The organism is Stenotrophomonas sp. C-A (assembly GCF_054030835.1).
This window is the reverse complement of record NZ_CM132916.1, coordinates 1,230,719-1,245,317: the sequence shown is the minus strand read 5'-3', so window position 1 is coordinate 1,245,317 and position 14,599 is coordinate 1,230,719. Positions and strand designations below refer to the sequence as shown.

The following is a 14,599-nucleotide window of genomic DNA, read 5'->3' as shown; positions in this document are numbered from 1 at the left end:
CGCAACGAGACCGCAGCATGACGACGCTCATCGAGGTGATCAACCATGGCCCCATCCGCGAACTGCGCCTGGCGCGGCCGCCGGTCAACGCACTGGACACCGAACTGTGCCGGCAGTTGATCCATGCCATCGAGCTGGCCATGGCCGAAGACGCACACGGCATCGTGCTGTCGGGCAGCGAGCGCATCTTCACCGGCGGCATGGACGTGCCGCACCTGCTCTCGCACGGCGATGACAAGCACAAGTTGCTGGACACCTGGAACGCCTTCTTTGGCGCCGTGCGCACGCTGGCCGAGAGCCGCATTCCGGTGGTCGCGGCGATCACCGGCCACGCTCCGGCGGGTGGCTGCGTGCTGGCCCTGTGCTGCGACTACCGCGTCATGGCGCGCAGCGCCGATCCGTCGCGACCGTATGCCATCGGCCTGAACGAAGTGCAGGTCGGCCTGATCGCGCCGGAGGGCATCCAGCGCCTGCTGCGCCGTGCGGTGGGCGTGCACCGCGCCGGCGTCCTGCTGACCACCGGTTCGCTGGTGCCGGCCGAACAGGCGCTGCAGATCGGCCTGGTCGATGAACTGGCCGAAGGTGACCTGGTGGTGGCCCGCGCAGTGGCCTGGCTGCAGAACCTGCTCAAGCAGCCGCGCCAGCCGATGCTGCTGACCCGTGCGATTGCCCGTGCGGACCTGCACGTGGCGCTGCAGCCGGACCTGATCCAGCTCGACCGCTTCGTCGAGGCCTGGTTTGCGCCGGACGCACAGAACGCCCTGCAGGCGCTGGTCGCCCGGCTGGGCAAATAGCGGTTGCCCCGCCCGGGGTCAGATCCCTTTCGCCGGGCGAAAGGGAACTGACCCCTGACCGGTATAATCAGGCCCTCTTTCACTGCCGTGGCCGCCCCCTTGAACGACACGCCCGAACCCGTCGTCTCCGAGCTGATCGACCTGCTCACCCTGGAGCGGCTGGAGGACAACCTGTTCCGCGGGCAGAGCCGCGACATCGGCACCAAGTACGTGTTCGGCGGGCAGGTGCTGGGCCAGGCGCTGGCCGCGGCCCAGGCCACGGTCGACAACGGCCGCCATGTGCACTCGCTGCACGCCTACTTCCTGCGCGCCGGCAACATCGACCACCCCATCGTCTATGACGTGGACCGTACCCGCGACGGCGGCAGCTTCTCGGTACGCCGGGTGACTGCGATCCAGCACGGCAAGGTGATCTTCTTCTGCGCGGCCTCGTTCCAGCAGGCCGAGACCGGCGCCGAGCACCAGCACAAGATGCCCGAAGTGCCGCAGCCGGAAGACATCGAACCGAACCGTCCGCTGCCGGCCGAAGTGCTGGAGCGGCTGCCGATCAAGGTGCAGCGCTGGCTGTCGCGCGGCGGCCCGTTCGAGTTCCGCCATGTCTACCCGCGTGACGAACTGAACCCGCCCAAGCGCCCGCCCTACCACCAGGTGTGGCTGCGCCTGAGCGAGCCGGTCGGCGACGCCCCGGAACTGCACCAGGCACTGCTGGCCTATGCCTCCGACTTCCACCTGCTGGGCACAGCGACCTTCCCGCATGGGATCAGCTACTACCACCCGCACGTGCAGATGGCCTCGCTCGACCACGCGATCTGGTTCCACCGCCCGTTCCGCGCCGACGACTGGCTGCTGTACTCGCTGGACAGCCCCAGCGCGCAGGATTCGCGCGGCCTGGCCCGTGGCCAGTTCTTCACCCGCAATGGCGTACTGGTCGCCAGCACTGCGCAGGAAGGCCTGATCCGCGTGGTTCCCGACCAGGCAGCGGCCGCCGCCTTGCCGGCCAAGGACTGATCCGATGCGCCAGATCTTCAGCAGCCAGCGCGTGGAAACCGTCGAAGGCGTGGCCGAGCTCCTGCGCGGGCATGGCATCGACGTCAAGGTGACCAACGGGCGCTCGTACAAGACCCGCCGCCGTGGCCAGTTCAGCTACACCGACCTGGGCAACGCCAACGCCTACCCGGCGGTGTGGATCGTGCGCGCCGACGACCAGCCGCGCGCGCGAGAGATCCTGCGCGAGGCCCGCCTGCTCGACACCACCCGCCGCGACCACCCGACCGCCGAGTTCGCCTTCCGCGACACCGCCGAAACGACCGGCAGCGGCCGCGGCTGGGCCTGGCGCATCCGCATCGCCCTGCTGGTGGTGATCGCCGGCGTGGCGCTGGTGATCGGCCTGCGCCATCGCGGCACCCCGGCACCTGCCGCACCGGCCCCTGCCCCGCAGGCCCAGCCGCAGCAGGCGCAACCGGCCCCTCAGGCCGCGCCGGAAGAGGAAGAAGTGCGGGTCCGCATCCAGCCGTCCAAGTAAGGGGCGGTAGCGCCGGGCCATGCCCGGCGAGCACAGCGGCCTGGCAGCGGGGCCGCGATTTCACCATAACCCGTCAGGATTGGAGCCCCCTTGTTGTTCAAGGGGGTGCGCCAACGGCGCGGGGATGAGGTGGAATGCGCGGACCGCAGATGCATCAGCATCTGCGGTCACATTGGGCGCGCAGCTCCGTCTTGGGACACAATCCCTGCAGGAGCCGCCGCCATGACGACGTTCGCCGCATCGATCGACCAGACCCTGGAACGCGAACTGCCGGCCGCCGCCAGCGGTTGCCAGCACGCCTACGGGCGCATCGTGCTGGCCTGCCAGAACACCGTCACCGCCATCGCGCTGGCCATCACCCGCGACCGCCAGGCCAGCGAGGACATCGCCCAGGAGGCCTTCGTGAAGGGCTGGCAGCAGCTGCACCAGCTGCGCAGTTCGACCAGCTTCCTGCCCTGGCTGCGCCAGATCACCCGCAACCTGGCCCGCGACTGGCTGCGCGCGCAGCGTGGCCGGCCGCTGACCGGCGAGGCCGCCGAGGTGGCTCTCGGCATGGCCGCCGACCCGGCCCCGGGTGCCGCCGACCGCCTGCAGCGGGTGGAAGAAGAGATCGCTGCCGAGGACATCATTTCCGCGTTACCGGCCGACAGCCGCGAAGTGCTGTTGCTGTACTACCGCGAAGGCCAGCGCTCGCAGCAGGTGGCCGACCTGCTCGGACTCAGCGATGCGGCCGTGCGCAAGCGCCTGTCGCGCGCCCGTGCCTTGGTCCGCGACGGCCTGCTGCAGCGCTTCGGTGAGTTCGCGCGCAGCAGCGCACCCAGTGCGGCATTCGCTACCGCCGTGGTGTCGATAGTACTGGTGGCCGCTCCCGGCACCGCCAGTGCCGCGATCCTGCTCAGCACCGGCGTCGGCGTGGGCGGCAGCAAGCTGGGCCTGGGCGGCGTCAGTGCCGCAGGCGGCGCAGCCATGGGTTCACTGACGGCCGCCGCCAGCCAGCTGCACCTGATACCCGCCAGCAACTGGGCCGCCGTTGCCGGGGGCGTCGTCGGTGGCATCATCGGCAGCTATCTGGGGGGCCGCTTCCTGCTGCGCTTCGCAGACACCCCGCAGGAACGGGCGGCCGTGCGACGGTTCGTGCACCTCAATACGTTCACTGCGATGGTCGTCTGCACCAGCCTGTTGGTTTCGCTGATGCTGCAGGTGCCGCTGTGGCTGCAACTTGCCATTCTCGTCATCGGCCTGGGTACGGTGAACTACCAGTGCCTGGTGCCGCTGCAGCGCGTGATGGCCCCCATGATCGCGCGTGATTCAGCGCGGCGCGGCCGCAGCGGAACCAACTGGCAATACGAATCCGTCTACGGGCGCACCGGCATCATCGGCGCGAACGTCTTCGTGATCGCCCTGGTGGTGTATGCATTGATGCGCAGCGGAAACGTATAACGGACAACGCCGGCAGTCTGCCGGCGTTGTCATCATTCACTGCGTCGACCCTCAGCGCTGCGGCGCCGGTGCACCACCGTCGCGCGGACCGCCATGGCGCGGGCCACCGTGCATCGGGCCCTTGGCGGCGTCGAACTCGGCCTTGCTCAGCTGGCCGTCCTTGTTGGTGTCGGCTGCAGCGAACCAGGCATCACGATGCTGCTTCATGCGCAGCTCGCGGTCGGCCTTGTCCAGATAGCCGTCCTTGTTCAGATCAAGCTGGTCGAAGCGCGCGGCCAGGCGCGGATCGGCCTTGGCTTCCTCGCGACTGATGCGACCGTCCTTGTTGACGTCCAGCTTGGCCCAGCGCTCACCGCCGTGGCCACGGCTGCCATGCTTCCAGCGCGGCAGCTCATCGCGCGAGAGCTTGCCGTCCTTGTTTTTGTCCAGCTCGTCGAACTTCGCGGCCAGGCGCGGGTTGGCAGCGGCTTCGCCGCGGTCGATGACGCCGTCGCCGTTGGTGTCCAGCTTGGCCGGACGCTGCGCGGGCGTGGTCGGGGTGTCGGCAGCGAGCGCGATACCGGAAGCGGAGGTGCCGAGCAGCAGGGCCAGCAGCAGGGGGGTACGGATCATGAGGTCACTCCTGGGGATGGGAACAGCGTCGGGGTGATCACTTCACCCTCGGGGGACAACAACGCCCGGGCGCGACATCGGTTGACGCCGCTGCCGGTTCCATTCATCCGGCGGACAGTCGCCGCCACTGCGACAACCTGGGGCTATGCTGTGCCCATGGCGATGCATGGCGACAGAGACGACGAACTGCGACTTTTCCAGACCGGCGAGCACCCCTGCGGGTACTGGTCGGACCGGGTGGCACGCGACCTGGTGCTGGACCCGAACGACCGCCGCCTCGGCGCCCTCTATCCGCTGGCACTGAGCTGGGGCTTCCGCCGCAGCGGCGACCTGGTCTACCGGCCGCACTGCGCGCACTGCCAGGCCTGCGTGGCAGTGCGCATCCCCGTGGCCCGCTTCGCCCCGGACCGCAGCCAGCGCCGTTGTGCCGCCCGCAATGACGACCTGGAGGTGCGGATCACCGCCGCCACCGCCCGTGACGACCTGTTCGCGCTGTACCACCGTTATCTCACCCACCGCCACGCCAACGGCGGCATGGACGACCATGGCCCGCACGAGTTCGAGCAGTTCCTGATCGGCAGCTGGTCGCACACCCGTTTCATGGAAATGCGCCTGCCCGGCCACGACGGCCAGCCCAGCCAACTGCTGGGGGTGGCGGTGACCGACGTCACCGAGCACGGCCTGTCGGCGGTCTACACGTTCTTCGACCCGGACCACGCCGCGCGCGGGCTGGGCACCTTCGCGATCCTGCAGCAGATTGAATGGGCGCGCCGCGAGGGCCTGCCACACGTGTACCTAGGCTACTGGATCCGCGGCCACCAGAAGATGGACTACAAGCGCCGCTTCCATCCGCTGGAGGCCTACGATGGCCGCCGCTGGCACGATTTCGACAACGAACTGGACGGGCGCTGACAAACCGCTGACACCGGGCCGGGTGCACAATACGGCCCATGAACATGACCCGCCGCCATCCCCTGATCCTCGCCCTGGCCCTGCTCTGCGGCGCCACCGCCCCTGCCTTCGCCACGTCCCCCGCGATGACCGAAAAGCCGTCCGCTGCGCTGCGCCTGGCCACCTACAACACCTCGCTGTACTCCGACGACGCCGGAGGCCTGATCAAGGAGCTGGAAGGCGACAGCGAGCACGCGCGCAAGATCGCCGCGGTACTGCAGCAGGTGCGCCCGGACCTAGTGCTGCTGAACGAGTTCGACTTCGACGACGCCCATCGCGCCGCCGACCTGTTCCAGAAGCGCTACCTGGAAGTCGCCCAGCCCGGCGGCGGCAAGCCGCTGCACTTCGCCTACCGCTATCTGGCCCCGGTCAATACCGGCGTGCCCAGCGGCCTGGACCTGGACAACAACGGCGTGGTCGGCGGCGAAGGCCGCAGCCGCGGCAACGATGCGTGGGGCTACGGCCTGCACCCGGGCCAGTACGGCATGCTGGTGCTGTCGCGCTACCCGATCGATGAAGCCAAGGTGCGCAGCTTCCAGCTGTTGAAGTGGAGCGCGATGCCCGGCGCGATCCGTCCGGTTGACCCGCGCACCGGCAAGAGCTTCTACAACGACCACGTGTGGTCGCAGCTGCGGCTGTCGTCGAAGTCGCATTGGGACGTGCCGGTGAAGACCCCGGCCGGCGTGGTCCACGCGCTGGTTTCGCACCCGACCCCGCCGGTGTTCGACGGCCCGGAAAAGCGCAACGCCGCGCGCAACCACGACGAGCTGCGCCTGTGGCAGGAATACCTGTCCAAGGGTGACAAGCCGTGGCTGTGCGACGACAAGGGCCAGTGCGGCGGCCTGGCGCAGGACGCGCGCTTCGTGATCCTCGGCGACCTCAACAACGACCCGGTCGATGGCGATGGCCGCCATGAGGCGATCGTCGAGCTGATCGAGAATGCCCGCGTGCTGCGCTACCCCACCCCGCGCAGCATCGGCGGCGAGCAGACCAGCCTGGCCTATGCGGCCAAGGGCATCGAGCGCAAGGGCGCGCCGTTCCACGCCACCGGCGATTTCGGCCCGAAGTCCGGCACCATGCGCCTGGACTACGTACTGCCCTCGACCGGTTTCGAGTACATCGGCAGCGGCATCTTCTGGCCGGCCAATGAAAGCCCGGAGGCGAAGATCGCCGACGGCAGCGACCACCACCTGGTGTGGGTGGATGTGAAGTAATAAAAAGGGGACGGAGGGGATTAAGTCGTTTGTGCCACAAACGACTTAATCCCCTCCGTCCCCTTTTTTGCTTTACGGGCGCAGTTCGACGCCGATGGCGTCGGCGGCATCACGCGAGATGGCGCGTGCTTCGTCGATCGTTTCAGCGCGCGCCAGGGTCACGCCCACGCGGCGATGGCCGTGCACGCTCGGCTTGCCGAACAGGCGCACGGCGGTGTCCGGCACCTGCAGGGCGGCGGCGACGTTGTTGAAGTACGGCACGCCCTCGCCGTGCGCCAGCAGCGCGCACGAGGCCGACGGGCCGCTCTGGCGGATCACCGGAATCGGCAGGCCGAGGATGGCGCGCGCGTGCAGCGCGAACTCGCTCAGCTCCTGCGATACCAGCGTCACCAGGCCAGTGTCGTGCGGGCGCGGCGACACTTCGCTGAACCACACTTCGTCGCCCTTCACGAACAGCTCGACACCGAACAGGCCCCAGCCACCGAGGTCGTCGGTGATCGCGCGCGAGATCTCTTCCGCGCGCGCCAGTGCCGCGCTCGACATCGGCTGCGGCTGCCAGCTTTCGCGATAGTCGCCGTCCTTCTGCAGGTGGCCGATCGGTGCGCAGAACGAGGTGCCGCCGGCGTGGCGCACGGTCAGCAGGGTGATCTCGTAATCAAAATCGATGAAACCTTCGACGATGCAGCGGCCCGCACCGGCGCGGCCACCGGTCTGCGCGTAGTCCCACGCCGGGGCGATGTCCGCCTCGCTGCGCAGGGTGCTCTGGCCCTTGCCCGAGGAGGACATCACCGGCTTGACCACGCACGGCAGGCCGATGGCGGCCACGGCGGCGCGGTACTCGGCCTCGGTATCGACGAAGCGGTACGGCGAGGTCGGCAGGCCCAGGGTTTCGGCGGCCAGGCGGCGGATGCCTTCGCGGTCCATGGTCAGGCGTGCAGCACGCGCGGTCGGGATCACCCGCAGGCCCTGCTCCTGTTCCAGCTGGACCAGGGTTTCGGTGTGGATGGCCTCGATCTCCGGCACTACCAGGTGCGGCTGCTCCTGGGCGATCAGCGCGCGCAGGGCCATCGCGTCCAGCATGTCGATCACGTGCGAGCGGTGTGCGACCTGCATCGCCGGGGCGTCGGCGTAACGGTCGGCGGCGATCACCTCCACGCCCAGCCGCTGCAGCTCGATGGCCACCTCCTTGCCGAGTTCGCCCGAGCCCAGCAGCAGCACGCGGGTGGCGGAGGGGGACAACGGAGTTCCAAGCTTGGCCATGGCGGTTCCAGCAGCGATGTGAAGGCGGGTGGGCATTCTAGCTGGCCGGGCACCCGGGCCATGGCATCCGACGAACGGTAGTCGACAAGTGATATCACTTTGATATCTTCACATTGAACCCTCAAGGACGTACCGCCATGAAAGAGAAGTCGCTTGCCTCCCTCAACGGCCTCGGCACCCTGGCCGGATCCCTGCTGGCCGCGCTGGCCGGCGGCGCGCTGTTCGTGCTGGGGGTGGCGGCCAAGGCCAGCACCGGCTCGCCCAACCTGCTGCTGATGCTGGCCGGCGTGCTGGTGGTCGCTGCCGCGGTCTTCATCCTGGCCGGCCTGTACACCATCCAGCCCAATCAGGCGGCCGTGCTGAGCCTGTTCGGCAAGTACGTCGGCACCGTCAAGGACAACGGCCTGCGCTGGAACAACCCCTTCTACGCCAAGCGCCGGGTCAGCCAGCGCGTGCGCAACTTCGAGAGCGGCAAGCTGAAGGTCAACGAGCTGGACGGCAGCCCGATCGAGATCGCCGCGGTAATCGTCTGGCAGGTGATCGACGCCTCCGAAGCGGTCTACAACGTGGACGACTACGAGAGCTTCGTGCACATCCAGTCCGAATCGGCGCTGCGCGCGATGGCCACCAGTTACCCCTATGACCAGCACGAGGACGGCCAGCTGGCGCTGCGCAGCCATGCCAGCGAGATCTCCCAGCACCTGAAGAACGAGCTGGCCGAGCGCCTGGCCGATGCCGGCGTGCAGGTGATCGACGCGCGCATCAGCCACCTGGCCTACGCCGCTGAAATCGCCCAGGCGATGCTGCAGCGGCAGCAGGCCAACGCCGTGATCGCTGCACGCACGCGCATCGTGGCCGGTGCGGTCGGCATGGTCGAAATGGCCCTGGCCGAACTGCAGAAGAACGGCGTGGTTGAGCTGGACGAGGAACGCAAGGCGCACATGGTCAGCAACCTGCTGACCGTGCTGTGCTCGGACCGCGGCACCCAGCCGATCGTCAACGCCGGTTCGCTGTACTGAACCACCCTCGCAACGGGGCGCCCCACCGCCCCGCCAGGAGTTTTCATGAGTGAGAAGAAAGCCTATCCGCTGCGCATCAACGCCGAGGTCCTGGCCGCGGCGCAGCGCTGGGCCGACGACGAGCTGCGCAGCCTCAACGCGCAGATCGAATACGTGCTGCGCGACGCCCTGCGCAGGGCAGGACGCCTGCCGAAACCCACGCCATCGCCGGAGGACAAGGAATGAGCACGCGCTGGAGTTACCAGACGATCGAAGTGAAGACCACGATGATGGGCACCCTGAAGGCCGAGGACATCCAGAGTGAACTGACCCGCCAGGGCCAGCTTGGCTGGGAACTGGTCAACGTCATCATCCCGGCCCCGATGCGCCCGGCGATGCTGGTGTTCAAGAAGGAGGCCTGATCCATGGGCGGCAGCGACCCCAAACCCTTTGACGTGGCCGAGAGCTCGCCGCTGCGCGTGCTCTGGATCGTGCTGCCGCTGCTGGCTGCCTTCGTGGCCTGCCTGTACGCGCAGCTGTACAAGGCACCGGCAAGCGCACCCTGGATCGAAGTAACGCTGTCGCCGCCCTGGTTCCGGATGGGCGGCAGTGCGGCATGGAGCCTGATCGTCATCGCTGTACTCGCTGTCGGGCTGGGAGCCGCATTCTTCCGCCGCCGCGTGGCGCTGGCCGGCAACGTGCTGGACGTGCGCTCGACGATGTATCGGCGGCGCGTGCCAGTGGCGCAGCTGCGGCTGGACCAGGCCGAGGTGGTCGACCTGCAGCGTGACCGCCGCTACGGCATCCGTGTCAAAACCAATGGCTATTCAATGCCGGGCTTCTACTCGGGCCACTTCCGCCTGCAGGGCGGCGGCAAGGGCTTCGCCCTGGTCACCGACCGTGCGCGCGTCCTCGCCCTGCCGGTCAGTGATGGCAGCACGCTGCTGCTCAGCGTGGACCGGCCGCAGGCGCTGCTCGATGCACTGCGCAAGGTGGCCGCGTCGGCGCCACGGCAGTAAGCTGCGGCGATGCAACGACGCGCCCCCCTGCTGATCAATACCGAGGCCATCGAGCTGTGGCCCGCCCACCTGCTGCGTGCACGCAGCAACCTGGATGCACGCCTGCTGTCGCAGGCGCACTGGGTGCTCCGGCGCAAGCGCGATGGCCGCTACCTGGCGGCGGTACTGGCGCAGGGTGTGCACGCCATGGTGCCGCGCCTGCCACGCGAGCCCGGGGTCGAGGAAGCACTGGCGCTGCTGGATGCCGCGGCAGCGCGGCCGTTCGGCGCCGGACTGGAAGATCAATGGCTGCCGCTGGCCGGGTTGCAGCAGCGCCTGCAGCAGCTTGGCCTGGATGCACAGCGCTACGCAGACGGCAGCGGCTTGCCGCTGGAATCCGAACCGTGCCTGCTGCACTTCGCCGGTCGCGACCGCTTCGCCCGCCCGTTGTGGCTGCGCCGTGGCGCCGCGCAGGGCTGGCGGCGGATGCGACTGCACGCGGCACAGGACGGAATTGCGCTGGACGCGATCTCCGGCTTCCGCAGTCATGCCTACCAGCTGGGCATATTCGAACGGAAACTGGCGCGCGGCTTGAGCGTGGTAGAGATCCTGAAGGTGAATGCCGCACCGGGGTTCAGCGAACACCACAGCGGCCACGCGCTGGACATTGGTACGCCCGGCGATGCTCCCGCCGAAGAGACCTTCGAAACCACCGACGCGTTCGCGTGGCTGCAGGCACATGCGGGCGGGCATGGCTTCCAGCTGAGCTACCCGCGCGACAACCCGCACGGCATCGTCTACGAACCCTGGCACTGGTGCTGGAAACCGGCCAACGGCTGAGCCCCTCGTGGCGAAAGCCTGGAGCGGTCAGCGCATGGCCGCGGGCGGGATGGAATTATTCCGCGTGCGTCCGCCACGGAATGGAACAAGAGAGCAAAAGCAGGAGCGGATCGCTTCGCTCGAAGCCGAGCATGGCTCGGCTCTACAGAAGCTGACGGCGCAGCGGTGTCGTGCTTGGTCGCTCTCCGCTACCGTTACCGCCTCAACGCATTGATCGCCAGCAACACCCATCCGGCCATCATGCTGGTGCCACCAATCGGCGCCATCCGCGTCGGCCACTGCCACAACGCACCGCCCACCAGGCTGCCGGAAAACAGCAGCACTCCCAGCAGCAGCACGTACAGCGCCAGGTGCGCGATCGCTCCCTGCGCGCGCGGTCCGAGCGCCACCAGTACCGCACCATGCGCGAACGCATACAGCGCCGCCATGTTCAGATGCTGCTGCGCCAGCGGGTCGGCCACACCGTGCGAGGCATAGGCCGACAGGCCGATCGAGGCCGCGGCCAGCAGCGCACCCAGGCAGGCCAGCAGCGAAGGCTTACGTGCGCGACGTTCGAGATTGAACATGTGGGCTCCTTGCGCAGCGCCCTTGCCGGGCGCCAGATGAAAAAAAACGCGCCGCAATGAGCGGCGCGTTTTCGTATCCAACACTACATGGGTCAGCCGAGGCTTACTTGACGGCCCAGTAGATGTCGTAGGTCGCTTCCGGGGTGAACGACTTGTCCAGGCCGTCCTTCCAGGTTTCATACGGGCGATCGATCACTTCCGAACCGTTGGTCACAGCCCATGCACGCAGGCCGTTGCGGGCCACGTCCAGACCCGCCATGTGGCCGGTGTAGGCCGCATGCGCCGAACGGTGCGGAGCCACGTGCACGTACTTGACCGGAGCGCCACCGTCGATCTTGACGGTCAGCTCTTCAGCGGTGGCACCTTCAGCACCCTTCTTCTTCACCGGCTGGGCGATGTCGAAGGCGTACTTCTCCTGACCGAAATCGGTGGTGATGATGCGGAACGGACCGGCGGCTTCAAGGCCATTGGCCTCCATCACGCGCTTGATCCACTCCTGGTTGTCCTTGATGGACTTGGTGATCGTGTCCTGACCGCGGTCCACGTTACCGGCATTGACGACCAGCAGGTCTTCAGCCGGCACATCGACGATGGCCAGATCGGTCAGCGGGGCTTCCGGGGTGCGGTAGTCCACGTTCGGGACGCTGGCCAGCATGTTGGCCATACGCGACAGACCCATCTTGATGTCGTCGCCGATCTGGCGGCTGACATACAGGCCTGCGTAACGGCCGAACAGGTCGAAGCCGTACTTCACCGAGTAGTCCTGGGTGATCTTGACGTTGCGGCCACCCTTGCCGGTCGGCTCCAGCGTGAAGGTGGTGATCTTGTCGTGACCCTTGGTGGCGTCATCGATGGCGATCGCAACACGCTTGTTCTCTTCGGCTTCGGTGATCTTCCAGGAACCGGTGCCCAGGTCCTTGGAGGTGAAGTCGAGAGTGGCACCGACGCCGGAGGCCGGGCCGGACAGCTTCAGTTCAACGGCGGGATCGCGCAGTACCAGCGGGTTCCAGTCCTTGAAGCGGCGCAGGCTGCTGACCGTGTCGTACACGATCGTCATCTTGCGGTTGGTCTCGATGCTTTCGGTGATGTGACGCTCGCCCGGCAGACATACGCCAATGATGACGAACAGGCCAGCCACGATCCCCAAGGCGATCAGGAACTCGATAATACGGGTCATTCAGAGAGTCTCCGGGGCCGATCCCACGGCCGGGTTGATTGAAGCGAAGCGCCAATCCTAGCAGGCTTCGCGGGCATTGTTTATCGGGATTGGCGCACCGGTTTCCCTGCCGGCTGCGTATTTGTATGGACAAAGAATTCGAAGGGTACCGCATACCGATACCCGTGAAGTAGGGGGCAACCCCACCCGAGGGCCATGCCTGGGCCTCAAGTCATTGTCCTGAAAAGGTTTTCCTCAGACCAGCTGAAGCTCGAACGCCTTCAGTACGGCACGCGTACGGTCGCGCACGCCCAGCTTGGACAGGATGTTGGACACGTGGTTCTTGATGGTGCCTTCGGCCACACCCAGCGAATTGGCGATCTCCTTGTTGGAGAAGCCACTGGCCATCAGGCGCAGGATCTCGGTCTCGCGGTCGGTCAACGGGTCCGGCCGGTCAAGGCTGACGAACTCGTTGCGCATGTGCTCCAGGCCGGACAGCAGGCGCTGGGTCACGGCCGGCTGCACCAGCGAACCGCCTTCGGCCACGGTGCGGATGGCACCGACCAGCTGCGCCAGGGTCACGTCCTTGAGCAGGTAGCCCTTGGCACCGGCCTTGAGCCCGGCCAGCACCAGCTGGTCGTCGTCGAAGGTGGTGAGGATGATGGTCGGCGGCAGCTGCTCCTGGCGCGACAGCACCTGCAGCGCCTCCAGCCCGGACATCACCGGCATGCGCATGTCCATCAGCACCACGTCGGGACGCACCTGCGGTATCAGCTCGACCGCCTGCCGGCCATCGCCGGCCTCGGCCACCACCTCGATACCGTCGTCGAGCGCCAGCAGGGAGCGGATTCCCTGCCGCACCAGGGTTTGGTCGTCGACCAGGCAGACGCGAATCATCAACGCACTCCTTCAGGAACCTTGGTAAGGGCGGCCACCAGCACCGTTGCCGGCACCGTCGCCCGCAACCGGAAGCCTTCACCGGGCCGGGTCTCGACCTGCAGCTGGCCACCACATTGTTGCAGGCGCTCGCGCATGCCGCGCAAGCCATTGCCCACATTGAGCATTTCCGCACCGACGCCATCGTCGCGGGCCTCCACCACCACCCGATCGGGGGCTTCACGGTACACCCGTATCCACAGATGGCGTGCACCGGCGTGGCGCACCGTGTTGGTGATGATCTCCTGGGTGCAGCGCAGCAATACGTGGGCCCGCTGCGGGTCTTCCACGTTCAGCGGATCCTCGATCTCCAGCTGGATGTCCAGCGAGGGCACGTTCTCGGTCAGCGGCCGCAGTGCGGCAGCCAGGTCGATGGCGCCGGTCTCGCGCAGCTGGCTGACCACCTCGCGCACGTTGCCCAGCAGCAGCTTGGCCAGTGCGTGGGAACGCTTCACGTGCTCCAGCGCCTTGCCCTCGGCCAGGTGACCGGCCACTTCCAGGTTCAGGGTCAGCGCAGTCAGCTGATGCCCCAGGAGGTCGTGCAGCTCACGCGAAATGCGCGTGCGCTCGTTGACCCGGGCACTTTCGGCCAGCAGGGCGCGGGTCGCACGCAGCTCGGCATTCAGGCGGCGCTGCTCCTCGCGCGCCTCGGCCTGGCGGCGGGCCACCAGCGCGATCACGAACACGAAGCTGGAGAACCCCATGTATCCCACCGCCTGCAGCACAGCGATGGCCGGCGGAAAGCCCAGTGGCTGGATGTAGACCGGCAGCACGGCAAGGTTGCTGGCAACCAGCCAGACCACGCCGATACGCGGCCCCAGCAACCAGGGCAGCAGGCCGGCCACCACCATCAACAGGATGCTGCCCAGTGCGGTGCCGGAGAAATAGCTCACGCCGATCGCACAGGCAGTCAGCAGGATCAACGCGGCATGGTCGAAGATGCCGGGACGGCTCTCGCCCAGCGAACGGGTCAGTACCCAGTAGACAACGCCGAAGGCGAGGTAGGCCGAGGCCCAGGGGATGATCCGGAAACCAACGTCGCCATCCAGGTTCTCCAGGGTCAGCGAGGCCGGGTCGATCAGGTAGATCGCAAGCCATAGGCCGACGGTGCCCCAGGTGAACAACCCGGAGTAGCGCAGCATCGCATTGTGGTTCAGTCGGGCCAGCATGACCCATCGTAGCCCGTGCGCGCCCGCTCCCAAGCGCCGAAAGTCATGCCCGGGCATATCCCCTGTTCATGCCGCAGCCCACCCCGGGCATGCAATAATCGTGCGCAGGGTCCAATTTGACGGACCAACCGCGTTACCCCACG

Annotated in this window: 17 protein-coding genes; 11 read left to right on the top strand and 6 right to left on the bottom strand. The window is 67.4% G+C overall.

Annotated features, from left to right (window positions below; genetic code table 11):
• Positions 1–17: 17 nt before the first annotated feature.
• The 4 genes from ACW5IY_RS05875 to ACW5IY_RS05860 all read left to right on the top strand — a co-directional run bounded on the left by ACW5IY_RS05875 (position 18) and on the right by ACW5IY_RS05860 (position 3,756).
• Positions 18–794: an enoyl-CoA hydratase/isomerase family protein gene (locus ACW5IY_RS05875; RefSeq protein WP_010483336.1), complete on the top strand. Its 777-nt coding sequence runs from the start codon at positions 18–20 to the stop codon at positions 792–794.
• Between the two features lie 87 nt (positions 795–881).
• Entirely contained in the window at positions 882–1,802 is a 921-nt protein-coding gene (gene tesB / locus ACW5IY_RS05870) for an acyl-CoA thioesterase II (RefSeq protein WP_457327044.1), read from the top strand.
• Positions 1,803–1,806: 4 nt separating this feature from the next.
• On the top strand, positions 1,807–2,316 hold the full coding sequence (locus ACW5IY_RS05865) for a pathogenicity-like protein (protein WP_049486807.1): 510 nt from the start codon (positions 1,807–1,809) through the stop codon (positions 2,314–2,316).
• Positions 2,317–2,538: 222 nt separating this feature from the next.
• Positions 2,539–3,756, top strand: coding sequence for an RNA polymerase sigma factor (locus ACW5IY_RS05860; RefSeq protein WP_049434616.1), 1,218 nt, complete (start codon positions 2,539–2,541; stop codon positions 3,754–3,756).
• Positions 3,757–3,807: 51 nt separating this feature from the next.
• On the opposite strand, the gene ACW5IY_RS05855 is transcribed toward ACW5IY_RS05860, so the two are convergent.
• Positions 3,808–4,368: an EF-hand domain-containing protein gene (locus ACW5IY_RS05855; protein WP_049434615.1), complete on the bottom strand. Its 561-nt coding sequence runs from the start codon at positions 4,366–4,368 to the stop codon at positions 3,808–3,810.
• A gap of 156 nt (positions 4,369–4,524) precedes the next feature.
• Between ACW5IY_RS05855 and ACW5IY_RS05850 the strand changes: the two genes are divergently transcribed.
• On the top strand, positions 4,525–5,280 hold the full coding sequence (locus ACW5IY_RS05850; RefSeq protein ID WP_049434612.1) for an arginyltransferase: 756 nt from the start codon (positions 4,525–4,527) through the stop codon (positions 5,278–5,280).
• A gap of 38 nt (positions 5,281–5,318) precedes the next feature.
• Entirely contained in the window at positions 5,319–6,533 is a 1,215-nt protein-coding gene (locus ACW5IY_RS05845; protein WP_049434611.1) for an endonuclease/exonuclease/phosphatase family protein, read from the top strand.
• A gap of 72 nt (positions 6,534–6,605) precedes the next feature.
• Here ACW5IY_RS05845 and purT read toward each other — a convergent pair whose 3' ends face one another.
• Positions 6,606–7,793: a formate-dependent phosphoribosylglycinamide formyltransferase gene (purT, locus tag ACW5IY_RS05840; protein ID WP_049434610.1), complete on the bottom strand. Its 1,188-nt coding sequence runs from the start codon at positions 7,791–7,793 to the stop codon at positions 6,606–6,608.
• A gap of 137 nt (positions 7,794–7,930) precedes the next feature.
• Here purT and ACW5IY_RS05835 point away from each other — a divergent pair, with 137 nt between their 5' ends.
• From ACW5IY_RS05835 to ACW5IY_RS05815, 5 genes are read left to right on the top strand one after another with little or no spacing between them, the layout of a single operon-like run.
• Positions 7,931–8,812, top strand: coding sequence for an SPFH domain-containing protein (locus ACW5IY_RS05835; RefSeq protein ID WP_049434609.1), 882 nt, complete (start codon positions 7,931–7,933; stop codon positions 8,810–8,812).
• Between the two features lie 45 nt (positions 8,813–8,857).
• The gene (locus ACW5IY_RS05830; RefSeq protein WP_010483358.1) at positions 8,858–9,037 is read left to right on the top strand and encodes a type II toxin-antitoxin system antitoxin; all 180 of its coding nucleotides are present in this window, start codon (positions 8,858–8,860) and stop codon (positions 9,035–9,037) included.
• Positions 9,034–9,213, top strand: coding sequence for a DUF4177 domain-containing protein (locus ACW5IY_RS05825; protein ID WP_010483360.1), 180 nt, complete (start codon positions 9,034–9,036; stop codon positions 9,211–9,213). The genes ACW5IY_RS05830 and ACW5IY_RS05825 overlap by 4 nt, the downstream gene beginning before the upstream one ends.
• Before the next feature lie 3 nt (positions 9,214–9,216).
• Positions 9,217–9,810 (top strand): PH domain-containing protein, encoded by a 594-nt coding sequence (locus ACW5IY_RS05820; protein ID WP_049434606.1) that lies wholly within the window; start codon positions 9,217–9,219, stop codon positions 9,808–9,810.
• A gap of 9 nt (positions 9,811–9,819) precedes the next feature.
• Entirely contained in the window at positions 9,820–10,629 is an 810-nt protein-coding gene (locus ACW5IY_RS05815) for a M15 family metallopeptidase (protein ID WP_049434604.1), read from the top strand.
• A 194-nt stretch (positions 10,630–10,823) separates the two neighbouring features.
• On the opposite strand, the gene ACW5IY_RS05810 is transcribed toward ACW5IY_RS05815, so the two are convergent.
• From ACW5IY_RS05810 to ACW5IY_RS05795, 4 genes are all read right to left on the bottom strand, one after another.
• Positions 10,824–11,195 (bottom strand): DUF423 domain-containing protein, encoded by a 372-nt coding sequence (locus tag ACW5IY_RS05810; protein ID WP_019659313.1) that lies wholly within the window; start codon positions 11,193–11,195, stop codon positions 10,824–10,826.
• Positions 11,196–11,298: 103 nt separating this feature from the next.
• On the bottom strand, positions 11,299–12,372 hold the full coding sequence (locus ACW5IY_RS05805; protein ID WP_049434602.1) for a polyketide cyclase: 1,074 nt from the start codon (positions 12,370–12,372) through the stop codon (positions 11,299–11,301).
• A 234-nt stretch (positions 12,373–12,606) separates the two neighbouring features.
• Positions 12,607–13,248, bottom strand: coding sequence for a response regulator (locus ACW5IY_RS05800; protein WP_005408537.1), 642 nt, complete (start codon positions 13,246–13,248; stop codon positions 12,607–12,609).
• The gene (locus tag ACW5IY_RS05795) at positions 13,248–14,456 is read right to left on the bottom strand and encodes a sensor histidine kinase (protein WP_049434600.1); all 1,209 of its coding nucleotides are present in this window, start codon (positions 14,454–14,456) and stop codon (positions 13,248–13,250) included. Before ACW5IY_RS05795 ends, ACW5IY_RS05800 begins: the two co-directional genes overlap by 1 nt.
• Between the last annotated feature and the right edge of the window lie 143 nt (positions 14,457–14,599).